Origin of the sequence: Maritimibacter sp. (assembly GCF_016774595.1) — a bacterium.
Classification (GTDB): domain Bacteria; phylum Pseudomonadota; class Alphaproteobacteria; order Rhodobacterales; family Rhodobacteraceae; genus Maritimibacter; species Maritimibacter alkaliphilus.
Genome location: NZ_JACBWT010000001.1, coordinates 2,081,574 through 2,098,494 on the forward strand (window position 1 = coordinate 2,081,574; position 16,921 = coordinate 2,098,494).

Consider the following 16,921-nt stretch of genomic DNA (forward strand, 5'->3'; position numbering starts at 1 on the left):
TGGGATCAGGCCCCGGCCTCCTCGGTGGCTTCGCCGTCTTCCTCGGTCTCTTCTTCCGAGACGAGATCGGCGGGGTCGACCCAGCCAAGCTGGATACGGGCGGTCATGATCATGTTCTGGGCTTCCTCGAGGCCCACATCAAAGGGTTCAAGAACGCCGTCGTCCTTGCTGCGTTCGCCGTCGACGGTCGTCCAGCCACCGGCCAGTTCCCAGTCGGCGCAGGTCGCAAAGTCTTCCAGCGTAAAGACGCCGTCCTTGGCCAGAGCCTCGATCATCTGCGGGGTGAGACCCTCGAAGCCGATCAGGCTGTCCTGAACGCCCAGCGCCTTGGCGTTTTCCAGCGCCTTGCGGTTCTGTTCGTCAAGGAAGTCACGGGCGCGGGCCTGAAGCTCGTTCGCCGTATCTTCGTCCACACCATCGATGACGAGGAGTTCGTCCACTTCGACGTAAGCCACCTCTTCCAGATTAGTGAAGCCCTCGGACACGAGAAGCTGGGCGAAGAATTCGTCCAGATCGAGCGTGTCCATGAACAGCTTGGTGCGCTCGGCGAATTCCGCCTGACGACGCGCGCTTTCTTCTTCTTCGGTCAGAATGTCGATGTCGAGCCCGGTCAGCTGGCTGGCCAGACGCACGTTCTGACCGCGGCGGCCGATGGCCAGCGACAGCTGATCGTCGGGCACGACCACTTCGATCCGCTCGGCGTCTTCGTCCAGAACGACCTTGGCGACTTCGGCAGGCTGAAGCGCGTTCACCAGGAAGGTCGGCATATCCTCGTTCCACGGGATGATGTCGATCTTTTCGCCCTGAAGCTCGTTCACCACGGCCTGAACGCGGCTGCCGCGCATACCGACACAGGCACCGACGGGGTCGATGGAGTTGTCATAGGACACGACACCGATCTTGGCGCGCGAACCGGGGTCACGGGCCACGGCCTTGATCTCGATGATGCCGTCGTAGATTTCCGGCACTTCCATCTTGAAGAGTTCGGCCATGAATTCCGGCGCGGTCCGGCTGAGGAAGATCTGCGGCCCACGCGTCTCACGCCGCACGTCTTTCACGTAGCAGCGGATACGGTCGTTCGGGCGATAGCTTTCGCGGCCGATCTTTTCGTTGCGGCGCAGGATCGCTTCGCCAGCGCCCACATCGACGATGACGTTGCCGTATTCCTCGCGCTTGACGACACCGTTGATGATGGTGCCGGCACGATCCTTGAATTCTTCATACTGACGATCCCGCTCGGCTTCGCGGACTTTCTGCAGGATGACCTGCTTGGCCGATTGCGCGGCGATCCGGCCCAGTTCCACGGGCGGCACTTCGTCGACGATGGTGTCACCGACAACGGGGTTGTCGAGGTACTGCTTGGCCTGTTCCACGGTCAGCTCGGCCTGATAGTTCTCGAGCTCTTCATCCTCGACCACGGTGCGCACGCGGGTGAAGGTGGCGCGGCCCGTCTTGCGGTCGATCGACACGCGAATGTCCATCTCGGCACCGTAACGCGACTTGGCGGCACGGGCGAGGCTTTCCTCCATCGCTTCGATGACGAGCGACGGGTCGATCATCTTCTCGCGCGCGACCGCTTCGGCGGTCTGGAGCAGTTCGAGCTGGTTGGCAGAGGTAATGGCCATTCTTATTCCTCCTCGGACCCTTCGTCCGTTTCGATGTCATCGTATTGGCTTTCGTCGATGATGCCGGCGTCCTTGCGCTGTTTCAGCATCTCGGCAATGAGTTCGTCGGTCAGCACCAGTTTCGCATCCGCGAGCAGGTCGAAGGTCAGACCGATGGTCACCGGCTCGCCCTTATCCTCGATCTCGATCAGGATCTCACCGTCTTCGGTGCCTTGAAGCGTGCCCTTGAACCGCTTGCGCCCTTCGATCAACTCGCTGGTCTCGACCTTGGCGATCCAACCGTCCCAGGTGTCGAAATCCTTGTAGCGGGTCAGCGGGCGGTCGATGCCGGGCGAAGAAACCTCGAGGTTGTATTCCCCCTCGATCGGATCCTCGACATCCAGCGTCGCGCCCAATGCGGTGTTGATCGCCGACAGATCGTCGACCTCGATCCCGCCCTCGGGTTTGTCGGCCATGATCTGAAGCGTCTGGGTGTTGCCGCCCTGAAGCCGCAGGCGCACAAGCTCGTATCCCATATCCTCGATCACCGGGCGCACGATATCGGCGAGCCGGCGGTCGATGGCAGTTCTGGCGACGAGATCGGTCATGTGGTCCTTTCAGGCACAAAAAAACGGGCCAGCGGCCCGTCGGTGTGTTCCGGTGGAGCGTCGGGTTTGGACCCCAGCGCCTCCGCTGTTGACGCGGATATAGGGGAGGGCGGGTGAGTCTGCAAGGAAAATGACGAACCGCTGGCGGATGGGTGCCGTATCATGTGGGAACGTGCCGCGCCGCGGGCGCGTTCGTGAGTGCCGCAATGTGGAATGACCGATGGGTGAACCCGCCTTCGAAGACATCCTGATCCCAAGACCCGAAGGGCTCTACTGCCCGGTCGGGGATTTCTATGTCGATCCCGTGCGGCCCGTCGCCAAGGCGCTTATCACGCACGGACATGCGGACCATGCGCGGTCCGGCCATGGCGCGGTGCTCGCCAGTCAGCAGACGCTCGACATCATGGCGATCCGGTACGGGGAGGATTTCGCCAAGTCGCGGCAAGCGGTCGACGGGCCGGTCGAGGTGAACGGCGTTACCGTCAGTTTCCACCCGGCGGGGCATGTGCTCGGCTCCTGCCAGATCCGGCTGGAGGCCAAGGGGATGGTCGCGGTCGTGTCCGGCGATTATTCCCGCGTCGCCAACCCAGCCTGCGCGCCGTTCGAGCCTGTGCCCTGCGATCTGTTCATCACCGAGGCGACCTTTGCGCTGCCCGTGTTCAAGCACCCCGATCCGGCGGACGAGATCGCCAAGCTGCTCGCCTCGGTCCGCGCCTTTCCTGAGCGGCCCCACCTGATCGGAGCCTACGCGCTCGGCAAGGCGCAGCGGGTCATCATGCTCTTGCGCGAGGCGGGGTATGACGCACCGATCTATGTCCACGGGGCGCTGCAACGACTGAGCGATTATCACATCGAACAGGGCGTGCCGCTGGGCGACCTGCGCCCCGCGACGATGGACAAGGCTGAAGCGCGGGCGTTGCGCGAGGCGATCGTGATCTCGCCGCCGTCCGCCTTTGCGTCTCCCTGGGTGCAACGGTTCGCCGACCCCGTCATCGGCTTCGCCTCCGGCTGGATGCAGATCCGGGCACGGGCGCGGCAGCGTGGGGTCGAACTGCCGCTCATCATCTCTGATCACGTCGACTGGCCCGACCTGACCGCCACGATACAGGAGATCGACCCGGGTGAATTCTGGATCACACACGGGCGCGACGACGCGCTGATGCGGTGGGCCGAATTGAACCAGCGCCGTGCGCGGCCGCTGCATCTTGTGGGATACGAGGAGGAGCCGGAATGAAAGCCTATGCCGCCCTTCTCGAACGGCTCGCATTCACGCCGGGCCGCAATGCCAAGCTTGCGCTACTTCAGAATTACCTCACCACGGCGCCGGACCCGGATCGGGGTTATGCGCTTGCCTCGCTCACCGGGGAACTCGACTTTGCGGGCGCGAAACCCGCGCTTCTCCGCGCGCTCGTGTCCGAGCGGGTGGATAGCGAATTGTTCACCATGTCCTACCACTACGTCGGTGACCTTGCCGAAACCATCGCCCTGATCTGGCCGGGGCAGGGCGCGGCGCGGGATGTGCCCTTGTCCGAAGTGGTCGAACGGCTGAACGCGGCATCCAAGACAGAAACACCCGCGATGATCGCGGATTGGCTCGATGCGCTGGACCCGTCGGAACGTCTGGCGCTTCTCAAACTGATGACGGGCGGAATGCGCGTGGGCGTATCGGCACGACTGGCCCTTACCGCGCTGGCGGGCACGGGAGACGTGCCGCTCGACGACATCATGGAGCTTTGGGCGGGGTTCAAACCGCCATATGAGCCGCTTTTCGCGTGGATCGCAGGCGGGCCGAAGCCCGAACCGACGATCAAGGCGCCCTTCCGGCCCGTGATGCTGTCGACCCCCAACGATTATGATGGGTTGTCCGCGCTGGACCCGGCCGATTTCGCCGCCGAATGGAAATGGGACGGCATCCGCATGCAGGCCGCCGCGCATGGCGATGAACGGCGGCTCTATTCCCGGACGGGCGAGGATATATCGGCGGCCTTCCCCGATATCGTCGACCGCATGGAGTTCTCTGGCGCGCTCGACGGTGAGTTGATCGTGCGGCGCGACGATGAGGTCGCGCCTTTCGGCGATCTTCAGAAACGTCTGAACCGGAAAACGGCAAGCAAGGCGCTGCTGTCCAGCCACCCGGCGGCGCTCCGGCTTTACGACATTCTGATCTGGGACGACGAAGACCTGCGCGAGCTTCCGTTTCACGAACGGCGCGCACATCTGGAAGCCGCCGTCAGAACGCTCAACCCCCTGCGTTTCGACGCCTCGCCCTTGCTCGACTTCGACACGTGGGACGCACTTGCCGCCCACCGTGCCGATCCGCCCGCCGCCGTGATCGAGGGCGTGATGCTGAAACGGTTGGACAGCGCCTATGTCGCGGGCCGGCCGCGCGGGCCTTGGTTCAAGTGGAAGCGCGACCCGATGATCGTGGATGCGGTCCTTCTTTATGCCCAGCGCGGACACGGAAAACGCTCGGGCTTCTATTCCGATTTCACCTTCGGGGTCTGGGATGACGACCGGCTCGTGCCGGTCGGCAAAGCCTATTCCGGGTTCACCGACGAGGAGCTCAAACGGCTCGACAAGTTCGTTCGTCAGAATACCGTGGAACGGTTCGGGCCGGTGCGGTCCTTGTCTCCCGAACTTGTCGTCGAGGTAGCGTTCGAGGGGCTGAACCACTCCAAACGGCACAAATCCGGTGTCGCAATGCGGTTCCCGCGCATCTCACGCATCCGCTGGGACAAGCCGGCGAATGAAGCGGATCACCTGACGACGTTGGAGGCGATGCTGCCCTAGCCGGGTTTCTTCGCGACGATGAACCGTGCGGCGTGACCTTCGGGGCGTTCGTCCACGGCGATGTCCAGTCCTGCATCCCGGATCATGTGGCGCATGTCGTCTTCAGACAGGAACGTGAGATGCGGAATCGCGCCGAACATCTGCCCAAGCGGCGCGATGAGCTTCAGGAACTTCATGTTTCCCAGCACTGCGGTCGAGGAAACAAAATACCCGCCGGGGCGCAGGCTTTCCCCGATCTTCTTCACCGTGAACGCCGGGTTGGGCAGCAGGTGCAGGACGGATAGGGCAAGGATCATGTCATAGCTTCCGGGCGCCACATCGGCCCGGTCGAAATCCGCGTGAACGAAACGCATGTTGTCCGGGATCGAGCCCTGATCCTTCGCGGCCTCCAGCATCGCGGACGAGATGTCCATGGCCGTGTAGCTGCGGACGAGCGGTGCATGGCGACGCCCGGTGTTGCCCGAACCACAGCCGATCTCGAGAACGTCCATGTCGGGCCGCATGTAGGATTGGGTGATGCCGAGCTTCCACTCGTAGGTGTCGAGGTCCGAGATCGGCGACTTGATGTAGCGCTTGGCGAGTTTGTCCCAGACCTGCGCTTGATCCTTCATAGCCCGAGCGTATCCCGCTGCCGGGCAAGCTTGTCCGTGGTGCGCACCAGTTCCGCCGCGATGCCGGGTTCCGAAACGGCGTGGCCTGCGCGCGGGATCATGCGAAACTCGCTCGTCGGCCATGACTTGTGCAGGGACCATGCCGCTTGCGGGGGGCAGATCATGTCATGACGACCCTGCACGATGGTGCCGGGAACATGGGCGATCCGGGTCATGTTTCTGAGAATCTGCTGATCTTCGGACAGGAACGCGCGGTTCTGGAAATAGTGGTTCTCGAGCCGCGCGAAGGCGAGCGCGTAGTCGGCCGGGCTGTCGATCATGGCCCCGTCATTCTCGATACTGGCGAGCGCGTTTTCCCACGACGCCCAGACGCGGGCATGTTTCAACTCGTCGCCCCGATCACCGGAGAACAGCCGCTTGTGATAGGCTTCGATCAGGTCTTCACGTTCGTCCGCGGGAATGAGGTCGGTGAACCGCGCCCACAGATCGGGCCAGAACTGTCCGGCGCCTCCGCCATAGAACCAGTCGAACTCCCGCTCGGTGGCGAGGAAGACACCGCGCAGCACCAGCCAAGCGACCCGGTCCGGGTGGCTTTGGGCATAGACCAGCCCCAAAGTCGCCCCCCAGCTACCGCCGAATACGATCCAACGGTCGATCCCGAACGTATCGCGAATAAGTTCGATGTCACGGATGAGGTGCCAAGTCGTATTGGCCGTCACCGAGGCATGCGGGCGGGAGCGGCCGCAGCCGCGCTGATCGAAAAGGATGATGCGATACTTCTTCGGGTCGAAGAACCGGCGCATGGCGGGGGAACATCCGCCGCCCGGGCCACCGTGCAGCACGACGACGGGCATCCCGTCTTTCGCGCCGCACTGTTCAACATACACCGTGTGGCCATCACCGACCTCGAGCATCCGACGGTCGAATGGCTCGATCAGGGGATACATTTTCCCCCCTGCGGTGTTTTTTCCTGCGGCCTGTTCCATAGGGAACCTATATAGGTGCTGCGACAAAGACGCCATGAAAGACGAGGCTAACATGAGTGCCGGACAAACGACAGTCGATCCCAGCGAAGTCGCCAAATTCGAAGCGATGGCAGCAGAATGGTGGGACCCGACGGGGAAATTCAAGCCGCTTCACATGATGAACCCCGTGCGTCTCGATTACATCACGTCACAAATCGCGGCGGAGTTCGGGCGCGACCTGTCCGATGACAAACCTTTCGCCGGTCTGCGCATCCTCGACATCGGTTGCGGGGGTGGACTTTTGTCGGAACCGATGGCGCGGCTCGGGGCCGACGTCGTGGGGGCCGACGCCGCCGAGCGCAACATTCCCGTGGCGCAGGTCCATGCCGAGCAATCGGGGCTGGACATCGACTACCGCTTCACCACCGCCGAGGCGCTGGCGGCCGCGGGCGAACAGTTCGACGTGGTTTTGAACATGGAAGTGGTGGAGCATGTGGCGGACCCGTTGTCCTACCTCACCGCCTGTCAGCAGCTTCTCAAACCCGGCGGTCTGATGGTCTGCTCGACGATCAACCGCAATCCGAAAAGTTTCATGGTCGCGATCGTCGGCGCCGAGCATGTGATGCGCTGGCTGCCGAAAGGCACGCATGAGTGGGACAAGTTCATCACGCCCGACGAACTTGGAAACCTCATTACGGAATCCGGGCTGCGACTGGTCGACAAGCAGGGCTTCGTGTTCAACCCGATCCTGTGGAGCTGGTCGATCTCGTCACGCGATCTGTCGGTCAACTACGTAACGGCGAGCGTCAAAGCGGCCTGAGGCTTGCGCGCCCGGTCCGCGCCGGACGCCGCCTTGGCTACAGCATGTAACGACCGACGTCGGTGCTCTGCATCAGCTCGCCGAGGTTTTTCTGAACGAAAGCCTCGTCCACGACCACTTCCTCGCCCGACTTGTCCGGCGCGGTGAAGCTGAGTTCCTCGAACACACGCTCCATCACGGTGTAGAGCCTGCGCGCCCCGATGTTCTCGACCGTCGTGTTCACCTCGGCGGCAATTCGGGCCAGCGCGGCGATCCCGTCTTCGGTGAAGGACACCTTGACCTCTTCAGTGCCCATGAGCGCGGTGTATTGCAGGGTCAGCGCGTTGTCCGTCTCGGTCAGGATGCGCACGAAATCCTCTTCCGTCAGCGCACGCAGTTCGACACGGATCGGCAGACGACCCTGAAGTTCGGGCAACAGGTCCGAAGGTTTGGCGATGTGGAACGCACCCGAGGCAATGAACAGCATGTGGTCGGTTTTCACCGGGCCATGTTTGGTCGACACCGTCGTGCCCTCGATCAGCGGCAGCAGGTCGCGCTGAACGCCTTCGCGGCTGACGTCGCCGCCACGGGCATCGGACCGGGCGCAGACCTTGTCGATCTCGTCGATGAAGACGATCCCGTTCTGCTCGACCGATTCCAAGGCGATCTTGTTGACCGCTTCGTCATCCAGAAGCTTGTCGGCTTCTTCGCCCATCAGGATTTCATAGCTTTCGGCCACGGTCATCTTCTTGCGCACGGTGCGCCCGCCGAAGGCTTTGCCGAACATATCCGACAGGTTCATCATACCCATGTTCATGCCGGGCTGGCCGGGCACATCGAACATCGGCATTCCGCCGCCCGTATCCTGCACGTCCAGTTCGATCACGGTGTCGTCCAACTCTCCCGAGCGGAGTTTCTTGCGAAACATCTCGCGCGTCTGCTCGCGGGCCTGATCCCCGGCGACAGCGGAAATCACGCGTTCCTCGGCGTTGTGTTCGGCCGCGGATTTCACGTCTTCGCGCATCCACTCGCGGGTCTGGACGATGGCTGTGTCGACGAGATCGCGCACGATCTGTTCGACATCGCGGCCCACGTAACCGACCTCGGTGAACTTGGTCGCCTCGACCTTGATGAACGGCGCGCGGGCCAGCTTGGCCAGACGCCGGGAAATCTCGGTCTTGCCGACGCCGGTCGGGCCGATCATGAGGATGTTCTTCGGATATACCTCGTCGCGCAGGTCGTCCGACAATTGTTTGCGGCGCCAGCGGTTGCGCAGTGCCACGGCCACGGCGCGCTTGGCGTCCTTCTGGCCGATGATGAACCGGTCGAGTTCCGATACGATCTCGCGGGGGGTCAGGTCGGTCATGTCCGTCTCTTATTTTTTGAGCGTTTCGAGCGTCAGGTTGCCGTTCGTGTAGACGCAGATGTCGGCTGCAATCGCCATCGCGGCGCGCGCGATCTCTTCGGCCGACTTATCCGTGTCCATCATCGCCCGGCCAGCGGCGAGGGCGTAGTTCCCGCCCGACCCGATCGCGGCCACGTCATGTTCGGGTTCCAGCACGTCGCCCGCGCCGGTCACCACGAACAGATCCTTGCCGTCCGATACGATCAGCATCGCTTCGAGTTTCTGAAGGTATTTATCGGTGCGCCAGTCTTTTGCGAGCTCGACGCAGGCCCGCGCCAGTTGCCCCGGCGTGGCTTCGAGTTTCGTTTCGAGTCGTTCGAGCAGGGTAAAGGCGTCAGCGGTCGAGCCTGCGAACCCGGCGATGATGTCATAGCCGCCGGGCGACAGCCTGCGCACCTTGCGCGCCGTGCCTTTGATGACCGTGTCGCCCAGGCTCACCTGCCCGTCGCCTGCAATCACCACTTCGCCGCCTTTGCGCACGCCACAGATCGTGGTGCCGTGCCAGCCGGGAAACTCGCTCATGTCCGCCTCCTTTTGGTTCCGACGCTATATGGACCCCCGGTTTGCCCGCGACAACCACCCGGCTTGACCGGACCGGGCGGGCAGGTAGCTTGCCGCCCATGGAAGCCCGAATTCTGCGCATCTACCTTGACGACGTCATGCTGGACATGGCCCAGCGGGGCGAGTTCGGGTTCGTTGCGCGGGTGACCAAGGCCTTCGAGGGCATCGGATTTCGCGTCGAGCTGCGCCGCAATTCGTTTCAGGAACGGCTGAAGTCGGCGGCCCGCAACGGTTACTCGCTTTTCCTGATGGATGACCCGTTCCACCCGAAATCCCTGACGATGCGCAAGAGCTACTATTTTCCCTTCTGGCGGATCGAGGCGACACCGAAGCGGTGGGAATTCGAGGTCGCGAAGAAAACCTTCGATCCGGCTGAAATAGACACTGGTATTGCACTGAACTGGGTCGGCAACTGGCGAAAGTGGCTTTTCAAACAGGGACCGGAAAACGCCGAGCGCACGGAGATGGTTTATGTCGCGCTTCAAGGCAAATTGCTGGAGCATCGCTCGTTCCAAACCATGTCCCCCATCGACATGATCGTCGAAGTGCAGGCGCGCGCGGGTGACAAGCGTATCCTGCTCGGGCTTCATCCGGGCGAGGATTACTCGGACGAAGAGCGCGCGACGCTCGACGCTATTGCCGCGAACGACCCACGCGTGATGGTTCAGACCGGGGGGATGGAAGAGGCGCTCAGGATTTGTGATTTTGTGATCACACAGAACTCGGCTGCGGCCCTGTCGGGGTTCTTCTTTGAAAAGCCCGCGATCCTGTTCGGGGAATGCGATTTTCACCACCAGATGCCGCGCGTCTCACGATTGGGGGTGGATGAGGCCTGGCGACAGCTTGAAAGCACCCCGCCTGCCTATGCGGAATACCTTTACTGGTTCGTCGCGCTGAACTCGATCAAAGCGGACGTGGAAGGCGAAGCAGAGGCGAAGATCCTTGCCACGTGCAAACACTTCGGATGGGACGTTTAGGCTCTAATCCAGCCAACCGCGCAGGTTGTCGACCGCCACGTTCGTCAGCGCGGCGATGTGCTCGTCATCATCATTGAGGCAGGGAATATAGGTGAAGCTATCGCCTCCGGCATGTTCGAAGCTCTCCCGGATCTCACCGTTGATCTCTTCCAACGTCTCGATGCAGTCCGCCGAAAATGCGGGCGCGAGAACGGCGATCGACTTGACCCCGTCCTCTTTCACAAGCCGCGCAACCTCATCCACGGTATAGGGCTTCAGCCATTCCTCGGGTCCAAATACCGACTGGAACGTGGTCACGATCCGGTCCTTCGACCATCCAAGGCGTTCGGTCAGAAGGCGCGTCGTTTTCTGGCACTGGCAGTGATACGGGTCGCCCTCCATCAGGTAGCGTTCCGGCATCCCGTGGTAGGAGCAGATGATCCGCTCCGGCGCCTGATCCTCGGACGGGTAGACGCGCAGCACAGAGGCCGCGAGTGCCTCGATATAGTCGTCGCGGTCGAAATATTCCGGCGCGGTGCGCACCGCAGGCATCCGGTTTTCGTCCATCAGCGCCCGGAAGAACTGGTCGTTCGCCGTGCCGCTCGTGGTCGCGGAATACTGCGGGTAGAGCGGGAAAAAGAGGATTTTGGTGCACCCGGCTTCGACCATGGCGCGGACTTTGGATTTGGTCGACGGATTGCCGTATCGCATACAGAAATCGACGACGACCCGATCCCCGAACCGCTGTTTCAGCGACGCGTCCAGCTTGGCGACCTGATCCTTGGTGATCGTCATCAACGGGCTTTCGCCTTTATCGTGATTCCAGATCATCTTGTAGTTCGCGCCGGAGCGGAACGGACGGATCGTCAGGATCGGACCCTGTAGGATCGGCTGCCATTTCCAGTTCGGGTAGTCGATGACGCGTTTGTCCGAAAGGAATTCGTTCAGATAGCGCCGCATCGACCAGTAGTCATAGTTGTCGGGCGTGCCGAGATTGGCGAACAGAACGCCGACCTTCGGCGTGGGAACCCTGGGATGGTCCTTTGGCATGTGTTCGTTCATGGTCCTGATCCTGTCCGTGGCCCGTCTGTTACGGCTTGTCGTTCAATTTGGTTTCATCCGTGTTCAAGGCATCCGCGAGACGCCCCTCGGCAGACCCCGGTCGAAGCGGTTTCTGCTGGCTTTCATGCGGGGCCCAGCCCGCAAGGAACACCAGTTCGAACGTCGCGTGGATGCGGCCCGCTTCGTCGGCGTCCGAGGCATAGCGCGCCGCGGTTTCCGCGAACACGCCGCGTGGCGTGAAGCCCGCGCGGGTGGCGAGCGCGTTTCCTTCGCCCATCTTACGTAGGTCGCGCATCAGGGCGAGCGCATCGGAATAACTGACATCGCGCAGGGAGCTGTCGGCGACCGGCAGGGCGAACCCGGCCCGCTGGAGAAGGCCGCCAAGGTCGCGTAGCTCACCCATCGGCAACATGCGCGGTGACAGGCCCCCGGTCTGGGCAACCTCGGCAGCGGTGATCGCCGCTCGCAATTCCCTGAGCGTCTCCCCCCCGAACATGACTCCCATAAAGAACCCGTCGGGCTTCAGCGCCTTGTGGCATTGGATCAACTGCCCCACCGGATCGTTCGACCAGTGCAGTGACAGGCCATGAATGACAAGATCGTGGGCGCCCGGTTCGAGCGTCAGAACCTCGTCATCGGGAACGATCATGGCGTCGGGAAAGAATTTTCGCCAGATCGCGGGGAATCCCGTCACGACGGCAGGCGCCGTAAAGGTTCTGTTAACCTCTTCCAGCCGATCCTGAACTTCGAAGGCCGCTTCTTCCTGAAGGAACATGCCATCCGCCTGTGCGCGGGCGCGGGTCAGTTTCAGACGGGCGGGATCGGTCAGCTTCGACATGGCGCGGCACCATAGATGGAGGCCTGAGGAATGCAATCGCTGCTCCGCGCGATCTACCCCGCGCAATGTGCGTCCTGCGGCGAAATCGTCGAGGGTGACGGTGGGCTTTGCGGGCCTTGCTGGCGCGAGACCCGGTTCGTCACCGGGCACGTCTGCGACAAGTGCGGGGTCGGGCTGCCGGGCGAAAGCGACGGGCATCTGGACCTCTGCGACGACTGCATGACCATTGCGCGCCCGTGGTCTCAGGGGCGCACGGCGCTGGATTATACCGGGAACGGGCGCAGGCTGGTTCTGGCGTTCAAACATGCCGACAGGCCCGACATCGCAGAGCCGGCCGCGCGATGGGTGGCGCGGGCGGCCCAGCCGTTGTTCACGCCGGGGATGTTGATCGTTCCGGTCCCGTCGCATTGGACCCGGCTTTATCGCCGTCGGTACAATCAGGCCGCCGAGCTCGCCCGCGCGTTGGGGCGCGCTACCGGGCACGGCGTCTTGCCGACCGCGTTGGTGCGGACCCGTGGCGGGGAAACGCAGGAGGGTAAGACCGTCGATCAGAGGTTCGCCAACCTGCACGGGGCGATCCGACCCCATCCGAAACGCGGCACGGCACTGGAAGGAAAACGCGTTCTGATCGTGGACGATGTGATGACGTCCGGTGCCACGCTCGCCGCCGCCACCGAGGCCGCATTCGTCGCCGGTGCAGCGGACGTGAAGATCGCGACACTGGCGCGCGTTGCCCGCGGACCCTAAATGTCCTTCAATCGGGGTAACCCGGATGAAGGATACAGAAAATGCAACCCGTCACGATCTACACCACGCCGTTCTGCGGCTTCTGCCATGCGGCCAAACGGCTTCTCACCTCGAAAGGGGTCGCCTTCGACGAAATCGACGTCAGCGTCGATCCGGCTTTGCGTCAGGACATGATGGCCAAGGCCGGCCGACACACCGTCCCGCAAATCTGGGTCGGGGAAACCCACGTCGGGGGCTTCGATGACCTGAATACGCTCGAGCGTTCCGGGAAGCTCGACCCGCTTCTCGCAGCCTGATGCGCGCGGCGCTGATCCAGCTTTGTTCCGGGGATGACCCGGCGGCGAACCTTCCCGTGACGCTCGAGTTCGTCGCCGAGGCGGCCGAGGCGGGTGCCGAGCTGATCCTGACGCCGGAAGTGACGAATTGCGTCTCGACCTCCCGCAAGCGGCAGGCGGCTGTGCTTCAGCGTGAGGATGATGACATCACGCTCGCCGGATTGCAGGAGGCCGCGAAAGCGCATGGGGTCTGGATTTCGGTGGGGTCCCTCGCGGTCAAGACCGACGACCCGGACGGGCGGTTCGCGAACCGATCCTACCTCATCGCCCCTTCGGGCGAGGTGACTGCGCGCTACGACAAAATTCATATGTTCGACGTCGACGTGTCGGAGACGGAAAGCTACCGCGAAAGCGCGGGCTACAGACCCGGAACGCGGGCCGTCGTCGCAGACACCGACACCGCGCGGATCGGCCTGACCATCTGTTACGACCTTCGATTTCCGCATCTCTACCGCGCGCTCGCACAAGCGGGTGCTCAGATCATCACCGTGCCATCCGCCTTTTCGACCGGCACAGGCCCGGCCCATTGGGAGGTCTTGCTGCGGTCCCGAGCGATCGAAACCGGATGCTTCGTTCTGGCGGCGGCCCAGACCGGACAAAACACCGACAAACGCGCGACATACGGTCACGCCCTGGCCGTCGCCCCGTGGGGTGAGGTTCTGGCGGATGCGGGGACGGAACCTTGCGTCACCTTGGTTGATCTCGACCTTGCGACCGTGGAAAAGTCGCGCAAACGCATTCCGTCGCTGTCACACGACCGCTCTTTCGAAAGACCCTGATGCCAGATAGCACCGCCGATAGCCTTTCGGTCGCCCTGTTCAGCGAGATGTTCATGGCGGACCAGTTGGCGCGCACGGCGTTGTCGAAGGCGCTGCCCAAGGGAATGGAACTCAGCCACTTTTCCGTGCTCAACCATCTGGCGCGGGCGGGCGAGCCGAAAAGCCCCGCGCAACTCGCAAAGTCGTTTCACGTGACGCGCGGCGCGATGACCAACACCCTGAACAAGCTGGAATGGGCCGGGCACATTCATATTCACCCCGACTGGGACGATGCCCGGCGCAAACAGGTGACGATTTCGCCCGCCGGCCGCAAGGCGCGGGATGCCGCCCTGGCCTCGATCACCCCGATCATTTCCGATGTGGTGCGGTCCATCGGAACCGAAAAGGTCCGCTCGATGCTGCCCATTCTGCGGGCCATGCGCGAACGCTTCGACGCGCAGGACTGACCAACGAAAAAGGGCTGCCCGATCAGGCAGCCCTCGGTCGTTTCATGCGCGCAGGCTCAGTTGGCCTTGGCGGCTTCGCCCTGTTGCTGACGACGGGCTAGTTCGGTGCGATACAGCTGCACGAAGTCCACGTTGTCGAGGTTCACCGGCGGGAAGCCCCCGTCGCGGGTCACGTCCGACACGATGCGCCGCACGAACGGGAAAAGCTGGCGCGGGCATTCGATCAGAAGGAACGGGTGAAGCTGATCTTCGGGCACGTTCTCGATGTGGAACAGGCCGGAATATTCCAGTTCCATGATGAACAGCTGCGCGTCGTTGCCTTTGTTCGTCGAGACGACCTTGTACTTGGTGATGACCTCGTACTGGTTTTCGACCTGACGCTTTTTGGCATCCAGCGCGACCTCGACCTTGAGGTCGGGCTGCATTTCGCCGGTCATGCCTTTCTGCACCACGATGTTCTCGAACGACATATCCCGAATGAACTGTCCGAGAATGCGCATCACGGGTTGCGTGGGTTGCTGCGGTGCGCCGGTGGGGGCTTCGTCCGCCATAATCTTTCTCCCTGGAATCCAAAGTCGCGGCTTTCTAGCAAGAAGCGGCGAGGGCCTCAACGACAACCCTTCCTTGTCGGTGCGTGCAAATGTATCAGCGACATATGGCACACATGATCCCCGCCTGGGTGGATGGCACCCTTCAACCCGTCGAAAAGCTCGCGGCGCATGTCGAAGGGCTGCGGCATCGTGCGGTGTCGGTGTTCCTGATCCACGACGACGAAATCCTGATCCAGCAACGCGCTGCCGGGAAATATCATACGCCCGGTCTTTGGGCGAACACCTGCTGCACCCATCCCCATTGGGACGAAGCACCGCTCGCCTGCGCGATCCGTCGGTTGGACGAGGAACTGGGGATCAAGGGCGTCGATCCGGTCTGGAAAGATCAGATCGAATATCGTGCCGATGTCGGGGATGGCCTGACAGAGCACGAGGTTGTCGATCTTTTTCTCGTGCAGACCGATGTCCGCCCCGTCCTGCACCTGAACCCGGAGGAGGTCGATGGTGTGCGTTGGGTGTCACTGACCGACTTGGAAGACGAGGTCGCACGCCACCCGGAACGGTTCACGCCGTGGCTTCGGATTTACCTCGCCGAACACAAGTTGTCAGTGTTTGGTCCAGCCTGAGGGCCCGCGCGTCGGTTCATGCGTCGGTTTCTTCGGCGGGCTGACGTCCTCGTACTCCCCGTCGATCACGTCAGTCGAAGTATAGGTGTGCGTCTGTCCGCCCGAATGGACGGTAAAGCTTTTGTTGACCTGCACGCGCCGCGAAATCTGTTTGAACGCCCACCGCCGCACCGCGGGGACGAGCAGAAGGAAGCCGACCGTGTCGGTGAAGAAGCCGGGGGTCAACAGAAGCGCGCCGGAGAACAGGATCATCGCGCCGTGGGCCAGCGGTTCGGACGGATCGGACAGCTGGTTGAAGCTGTCGCGGACCTGACCCAGCGCAATCGCCCCCTGCGCGCGGACCATGTACGACCCGATGATCGCCGTCACGAGAACGATGAGAAGGGTGGGCCAGAGCCCGATCAGCCCGCCGACCTGAATGAAAAGTCCGATCTCGACCAACGGAACGGCGATGAACGCAAGCAAGAGCCACATGGCATCCTCATATCGTGTTTGGGGGCTGGTAGACTTGCTCCCGCCCAGCGCCTACATATGTTCCGAACGCGGAAAATCAAACCGCGCCCTGAAATGAGGTTCGAATGTCTTCACCGATCATCCAGCTGATCGTTCTCGCCGCCATCGCGATTTTCCTGATCCTTCGCCTGCGCGACGTCCTCGGCACGCGGGAAGGGTTCGAAAAGCCTGTGGTTTCCCGGACCGAGTCCCAAAGGGTCGACAACCGCGGTAAATTCGAGGTGATCGAGGGGGGTCCGGACACGGACATCACCGACCACGTCGAAGACCCGGCCAGCATCGAGGCGCTTGCCAAGATGAAGGGCGCCGAACGGTCCTTCGCCGTCGGGGATTTCCTAAACGGGGCGCGTGGCGCGTATGAGATGATCCTCATGGCGTTCGAGGCCGGTGAACTGGACAAGATCAAGCCGTTCCTGTCGGACGAGGTTTACGAAAGTTTCGCGACCGTCGTCGAACAGCGCGAAAAAGACGGCTACAAGATCGACGCGAACTTCGTCGGCCTGCGCGAAATGAAGCTGGTCGAGGCCGAATTCGATGATGAAAGCCGCGAAGGCGAAATCACGATCCGTTTCATCGGTGAAATCACCTCTGTCGTGCGCGACAAGTCCGGCGAGATCGTCGAGGGCAATCCGACCGAAGTGAAGCGGCAGAAAGACGTCTGGACCTTTGCCCGGATCATGGGGTCCGAGAACCCGAACTGGCAGCTCGTCGCCACGGGCGGTTGA

Annotated in this window: 20 protein-coding genes; 10 read left to right on the forward strand and 10 right to left on the reverse strand. The window is 62.4% G+C overall.

All coding sequences use genetic code 11. The features are described 5' to 3' along the window. Window positions 1-5: 5 nt before the first annotated feature. On the reverse strand, window positions 6-1,625 hold the full coding sequence (gene nusA, locus HOY44_RS10475) for a transcription termination factor NusA (protein WP_008332451.1): 1,620 nt from the start codon (window positions 1,623-1,625) through the stop codon (window positions 6-8). A 2-nt stretch (window positions 1,626-1,627) separates the two neighbouring features. Then, window positions 1,628-2,212, reverse strand: a complete 585-nt coding sequence (rimP, locus tag HOY44_RS10480; RefSeq protein WP_008332453.1) for a ribosome maturation factor RimP — start codon at window positions 2,210-2,212, stop codon at window positions 1,628-1,630. A gap of 220 nt (window positions 2,213-2,432) precedes the next feature. Here rimP and HOY44_RS10485 point away from each other — a divergent pair, with 220 nt between their 5' ends. Both HOY44_RS10485 and HOY44_RS10490 read left to right on the forward strand, forming a co-directional pair. Beyond that, on the forward strand, window positions 2,433-3,446 hold the full coding sequence (locus HOY44_RS10485) for a ligase-associated DNA damage response exonuclease (protein WP_287434634.1): 1,014 nt from the start codon (window positions 2,433-2,435) through the stop codon (window positions 3,444-3,446). After that, on the forward strand, window positions 3,443-5,002 hold the full coding sequence (locus HOY44_RS10490; protein WP_287434635.1) for a cisplatin damage response ATP-dependent DNA ligase: 1,560 nt from the start codon (window positions 3,443-3,445) through the stop codon (window positions 5,000-5,002). Before HOY44_RS10485 ends, HOY44_RS10490 begins: the two co-directional genes overlap by 4 nt. Here HOY44_RS10490 and HOY44_RS10495 read toward each other — a convergent pair. Beyond that, on the reverse strand, window positions 4,999-5,613 hold the full coding sequence (locus HOY44_RS10495) for a class I SAM-dependent methyltransferase (RefSeq protein WP_287434636.1): 615 nt from the start codon (window positions 5,611-5,613) through the stop codon (window positions 4,999-5,001). The genes HOY44_RS10490 and HOY44_RS10495 overlap by 4 nt on opposite strands. Continuing rightward, window positions 5,610-6,599, reverse strand: coding sequence for a prolyl aminopeptidase (pip, locus tag HOY44_RS10500; RefSeq protein ID WP_287434637.1), 990 nt, complete (start codon window positions 6,597-6,599; stop codon window positions 5,610-5,612). The genes HOY44_RS10495 and pip overlap by 4 nt, the downstream gene beginning before the upstream one ends. 52 nt (window positions 6,600-6,651) lie before the next feature. On the opposite strand from pip, the gene ubiG reads away from it, so the two are divergent. Next, window positions 6,652-7,398, forward strand: a complete 747-nt coding sequence (gene ubiG, locus HOY44_RS10505) for a bifunctional 2-polyprenyl-6-hydroxyphenol methylase/3-demethylubiquinol 3-O-methyltransferase UbiG (RefSeq protein ID WP_287434638.1) — start codon at window positions 6,652-6,654, stop codon at window positions 7,396-7,398. A 37-nt stretch (window positions 7,399-7,435) separates the two neighbouring features. On the opposite strand, the gene hslU is transcribed toward ubiG, so the two are convergent. Together hslU and hslV are read right to left on the reverse strand one after the other, a co-directional pair. Next, window positions 7,436-8,743 carry an ATP-dependent protease ATPase subunit HslU gene (gene hslU, locus HOY44_RS10510; protein WP_008332460.1) on the reverse strand — a complete coding sequence of 436 codons (1,308 nt, stop codon included), beginning with the start codon at window positions 8,741-8,743 and terminating at the stop codon, window positions 7,436-7,438. Window positions 8,744-8,752: 9 nt separating this feature from the next. Continuing rightward, window positions 8,753-9,304: an ATP-dependent protease subunit HslV gene (hslV, locus tag HOY44_RS10515; protein ID WP_287434639.1), complete on the reverse strand. Its 552-nt coding sequence runs from the start codon at window positions 9,302-9,304 to the stop codon at window positions 8,753-8,755. A 98-nt stretch (window positions 9,305-9,402) separates the two neighbouring features. On the opposite strand from hslV, the gene HOY44_RS10520 reads away from it, so the two are divergent. Continuing rightward, window positions 9,403-10,320: a hypothetical protein gene (locus tag HOY44_RS10520; protein ID WP_287434640.1), complete on the forward strand. Its 918-nt coding sequence runs from the start codon at window positions 9,403-9,405 to the stop codon at window positions 10,318-10,320. A 3-nt stretch (window positions 10,321-10,323) separates the two neighbouring features. Here the strand turns inward: HOY44_RS10520 and hemH are convergent, their stop codons facing one another. Both hemH and HOY44_RS10530 read right to left on the reverse strand, forming a co-directional pair. Then, window positions 10,324-11,361: a ferrochelatase gene (gene hemH, locus HOY44_RS10525; RefSeq protein WP_287434641.1), complete on the reverse strand. Its 1,038-nt coding sequence runs from the start codon at window positions 11,359-11,361 to the stop codon at window positions 10,324-10,326. 28 nt (window positions 11,362-11,389) lie between these two features. Then, the gene (locus HOY44_RS10530; RefSeq protein ID WP_287434642.1) at window positions 11,390-12,199 is read right to left on the reverse strand and encodes a methyltransferase domain-containing protein; all 810 of its coding nucleotides are present in this window, start codon (window positions 12,197-12,199) and stop codon (window positions 11,390-11,392) included. A 30-nt stretch (window positions 12,200-12,229) separates the two neighbouring features. On the opposite strand from HOY44_RS10530, the gene HOY44_RS10535 reads away from it, so the two are divergent. The 4 genes from HOY44_RS10535 to HOY44_RS10550 are packed head-to-tail and all read left to right on the forward strand — an operon-like array spanning window position 12,230 to window position 14,506. Beyond that, a complete protein-coding gene (locus tag HOY44_RS10535) occupies window positions 12,230-12,946 on the forward strand; it encodes a ComF family protein (RefSeq protein ID WP_287434643.1) in 717 nt (238 codons plus the stop codon). A 41-nt stretch (window positions 12,947-12,987) separates the two neighbouring features. Then, complete coding sequence (gene grxC, locus HOY44_RS10540) at window positions 12,988-13,242, forward strand: glutaredoxin 3 (protein WP_287434644.1); 255 nt, start codon at window positions 12,988-12,990, stop codon at window positions 13,240-13,242. Further along, on the forward strand, window positions 13,242-14,060 hold the full coding sequence (locus HOY44_RS10545; protein ID WP_287434645.1) for a carbon-nitrogen hydrolase family protein: 819 nt from the start codon (window positions 13,242-13,244) through the stop codon (window positions 14,058-14,060). Before grxC ends, HOY44_RS10545 begins: the two co-directional genes overlap by 1 nt. Continuing rightward, entirely contained in the window at window positions 14,060-14,506 is a 447-nt protein-coding gene (locus HOY44_RS10550) for a MarR family winged helix-turn-helix transcriptional regulator (RefSeq protein ID WP_008332473.1), read from the forward strand. Before HOY44_RS10545 ends, HOY44_RS10550 begins: the two co-directional genes overlap by 1 nt. A 56-nt stretch (window positions 14,507-14,562) precedes the next feature. Here the strand turns inward: HOY44_RS10550 and secB are convergent, their stop codons facing one another. Beyond that, window positions 14,563-15,057 (reverse strand): protein-export chaperone SecB, encoded by a 495-nt coding sequence (secB, locus tag HOY44_RS10555; protein WP_008332474.1) that lies wholly within the window; start codon window positions 15,055-15,057, stop codon window positions 14,563-14,565. 104 nt (window positions 15,058-15,161) lie between these two features. Here secB and idi point away from each other — a divergent pair, with 104 nt between their 5' ends. Next, the gene (gene idi, locus HOY44_RS10560; RefSeq protein WP_287434646.1) at window positions 15,162-15,683 is read left to right on the forward strand and encodes an isopentenyl-diphosphate delta-isomerase; all 522 of its coding nucleotides are present in this window, start codon (window positions 15,162-15,164) and stop codon (window positions 15,681-15,683) included. On the opposite strand, the gene HOY44_RS10565 is transcribed toward idi, so the two are convergent. After that, window positions 15,663-16,157 (reverse strand): FxsA family protein, encoded by a 495-nt coding sequence (locus HOY44_RS10565; RefSeq protein WP_287434647.1) that lies wholly within the window; start codon window positions 16,155-16,157, stop codon window positions 15,663-15,665. The two genes, idi and HOY44_RS10565, sit on opposite strands and share 21 nt — an antisense overlap. A 104-nt stretch (window positions 16,158-16,261) precedes the next feature. Here HOY44_RS10565 and HOY44_RS10570 point away from each other — a divergent pair, with 104 nt between their 5' ends. After that, window positions 16,262-16,921 carry a Tim44/TimA family putative adaptor protein gene (locus HOY44_RS10570; RefSeq protein WP_008332489.1) on the forward strand — a complete coding sequence of 220 codons (660 nt, stop codon included), beginning with the start codon at window positions 16,262-16,264 and terminating at the stop codon, window positions 16,919-16,921.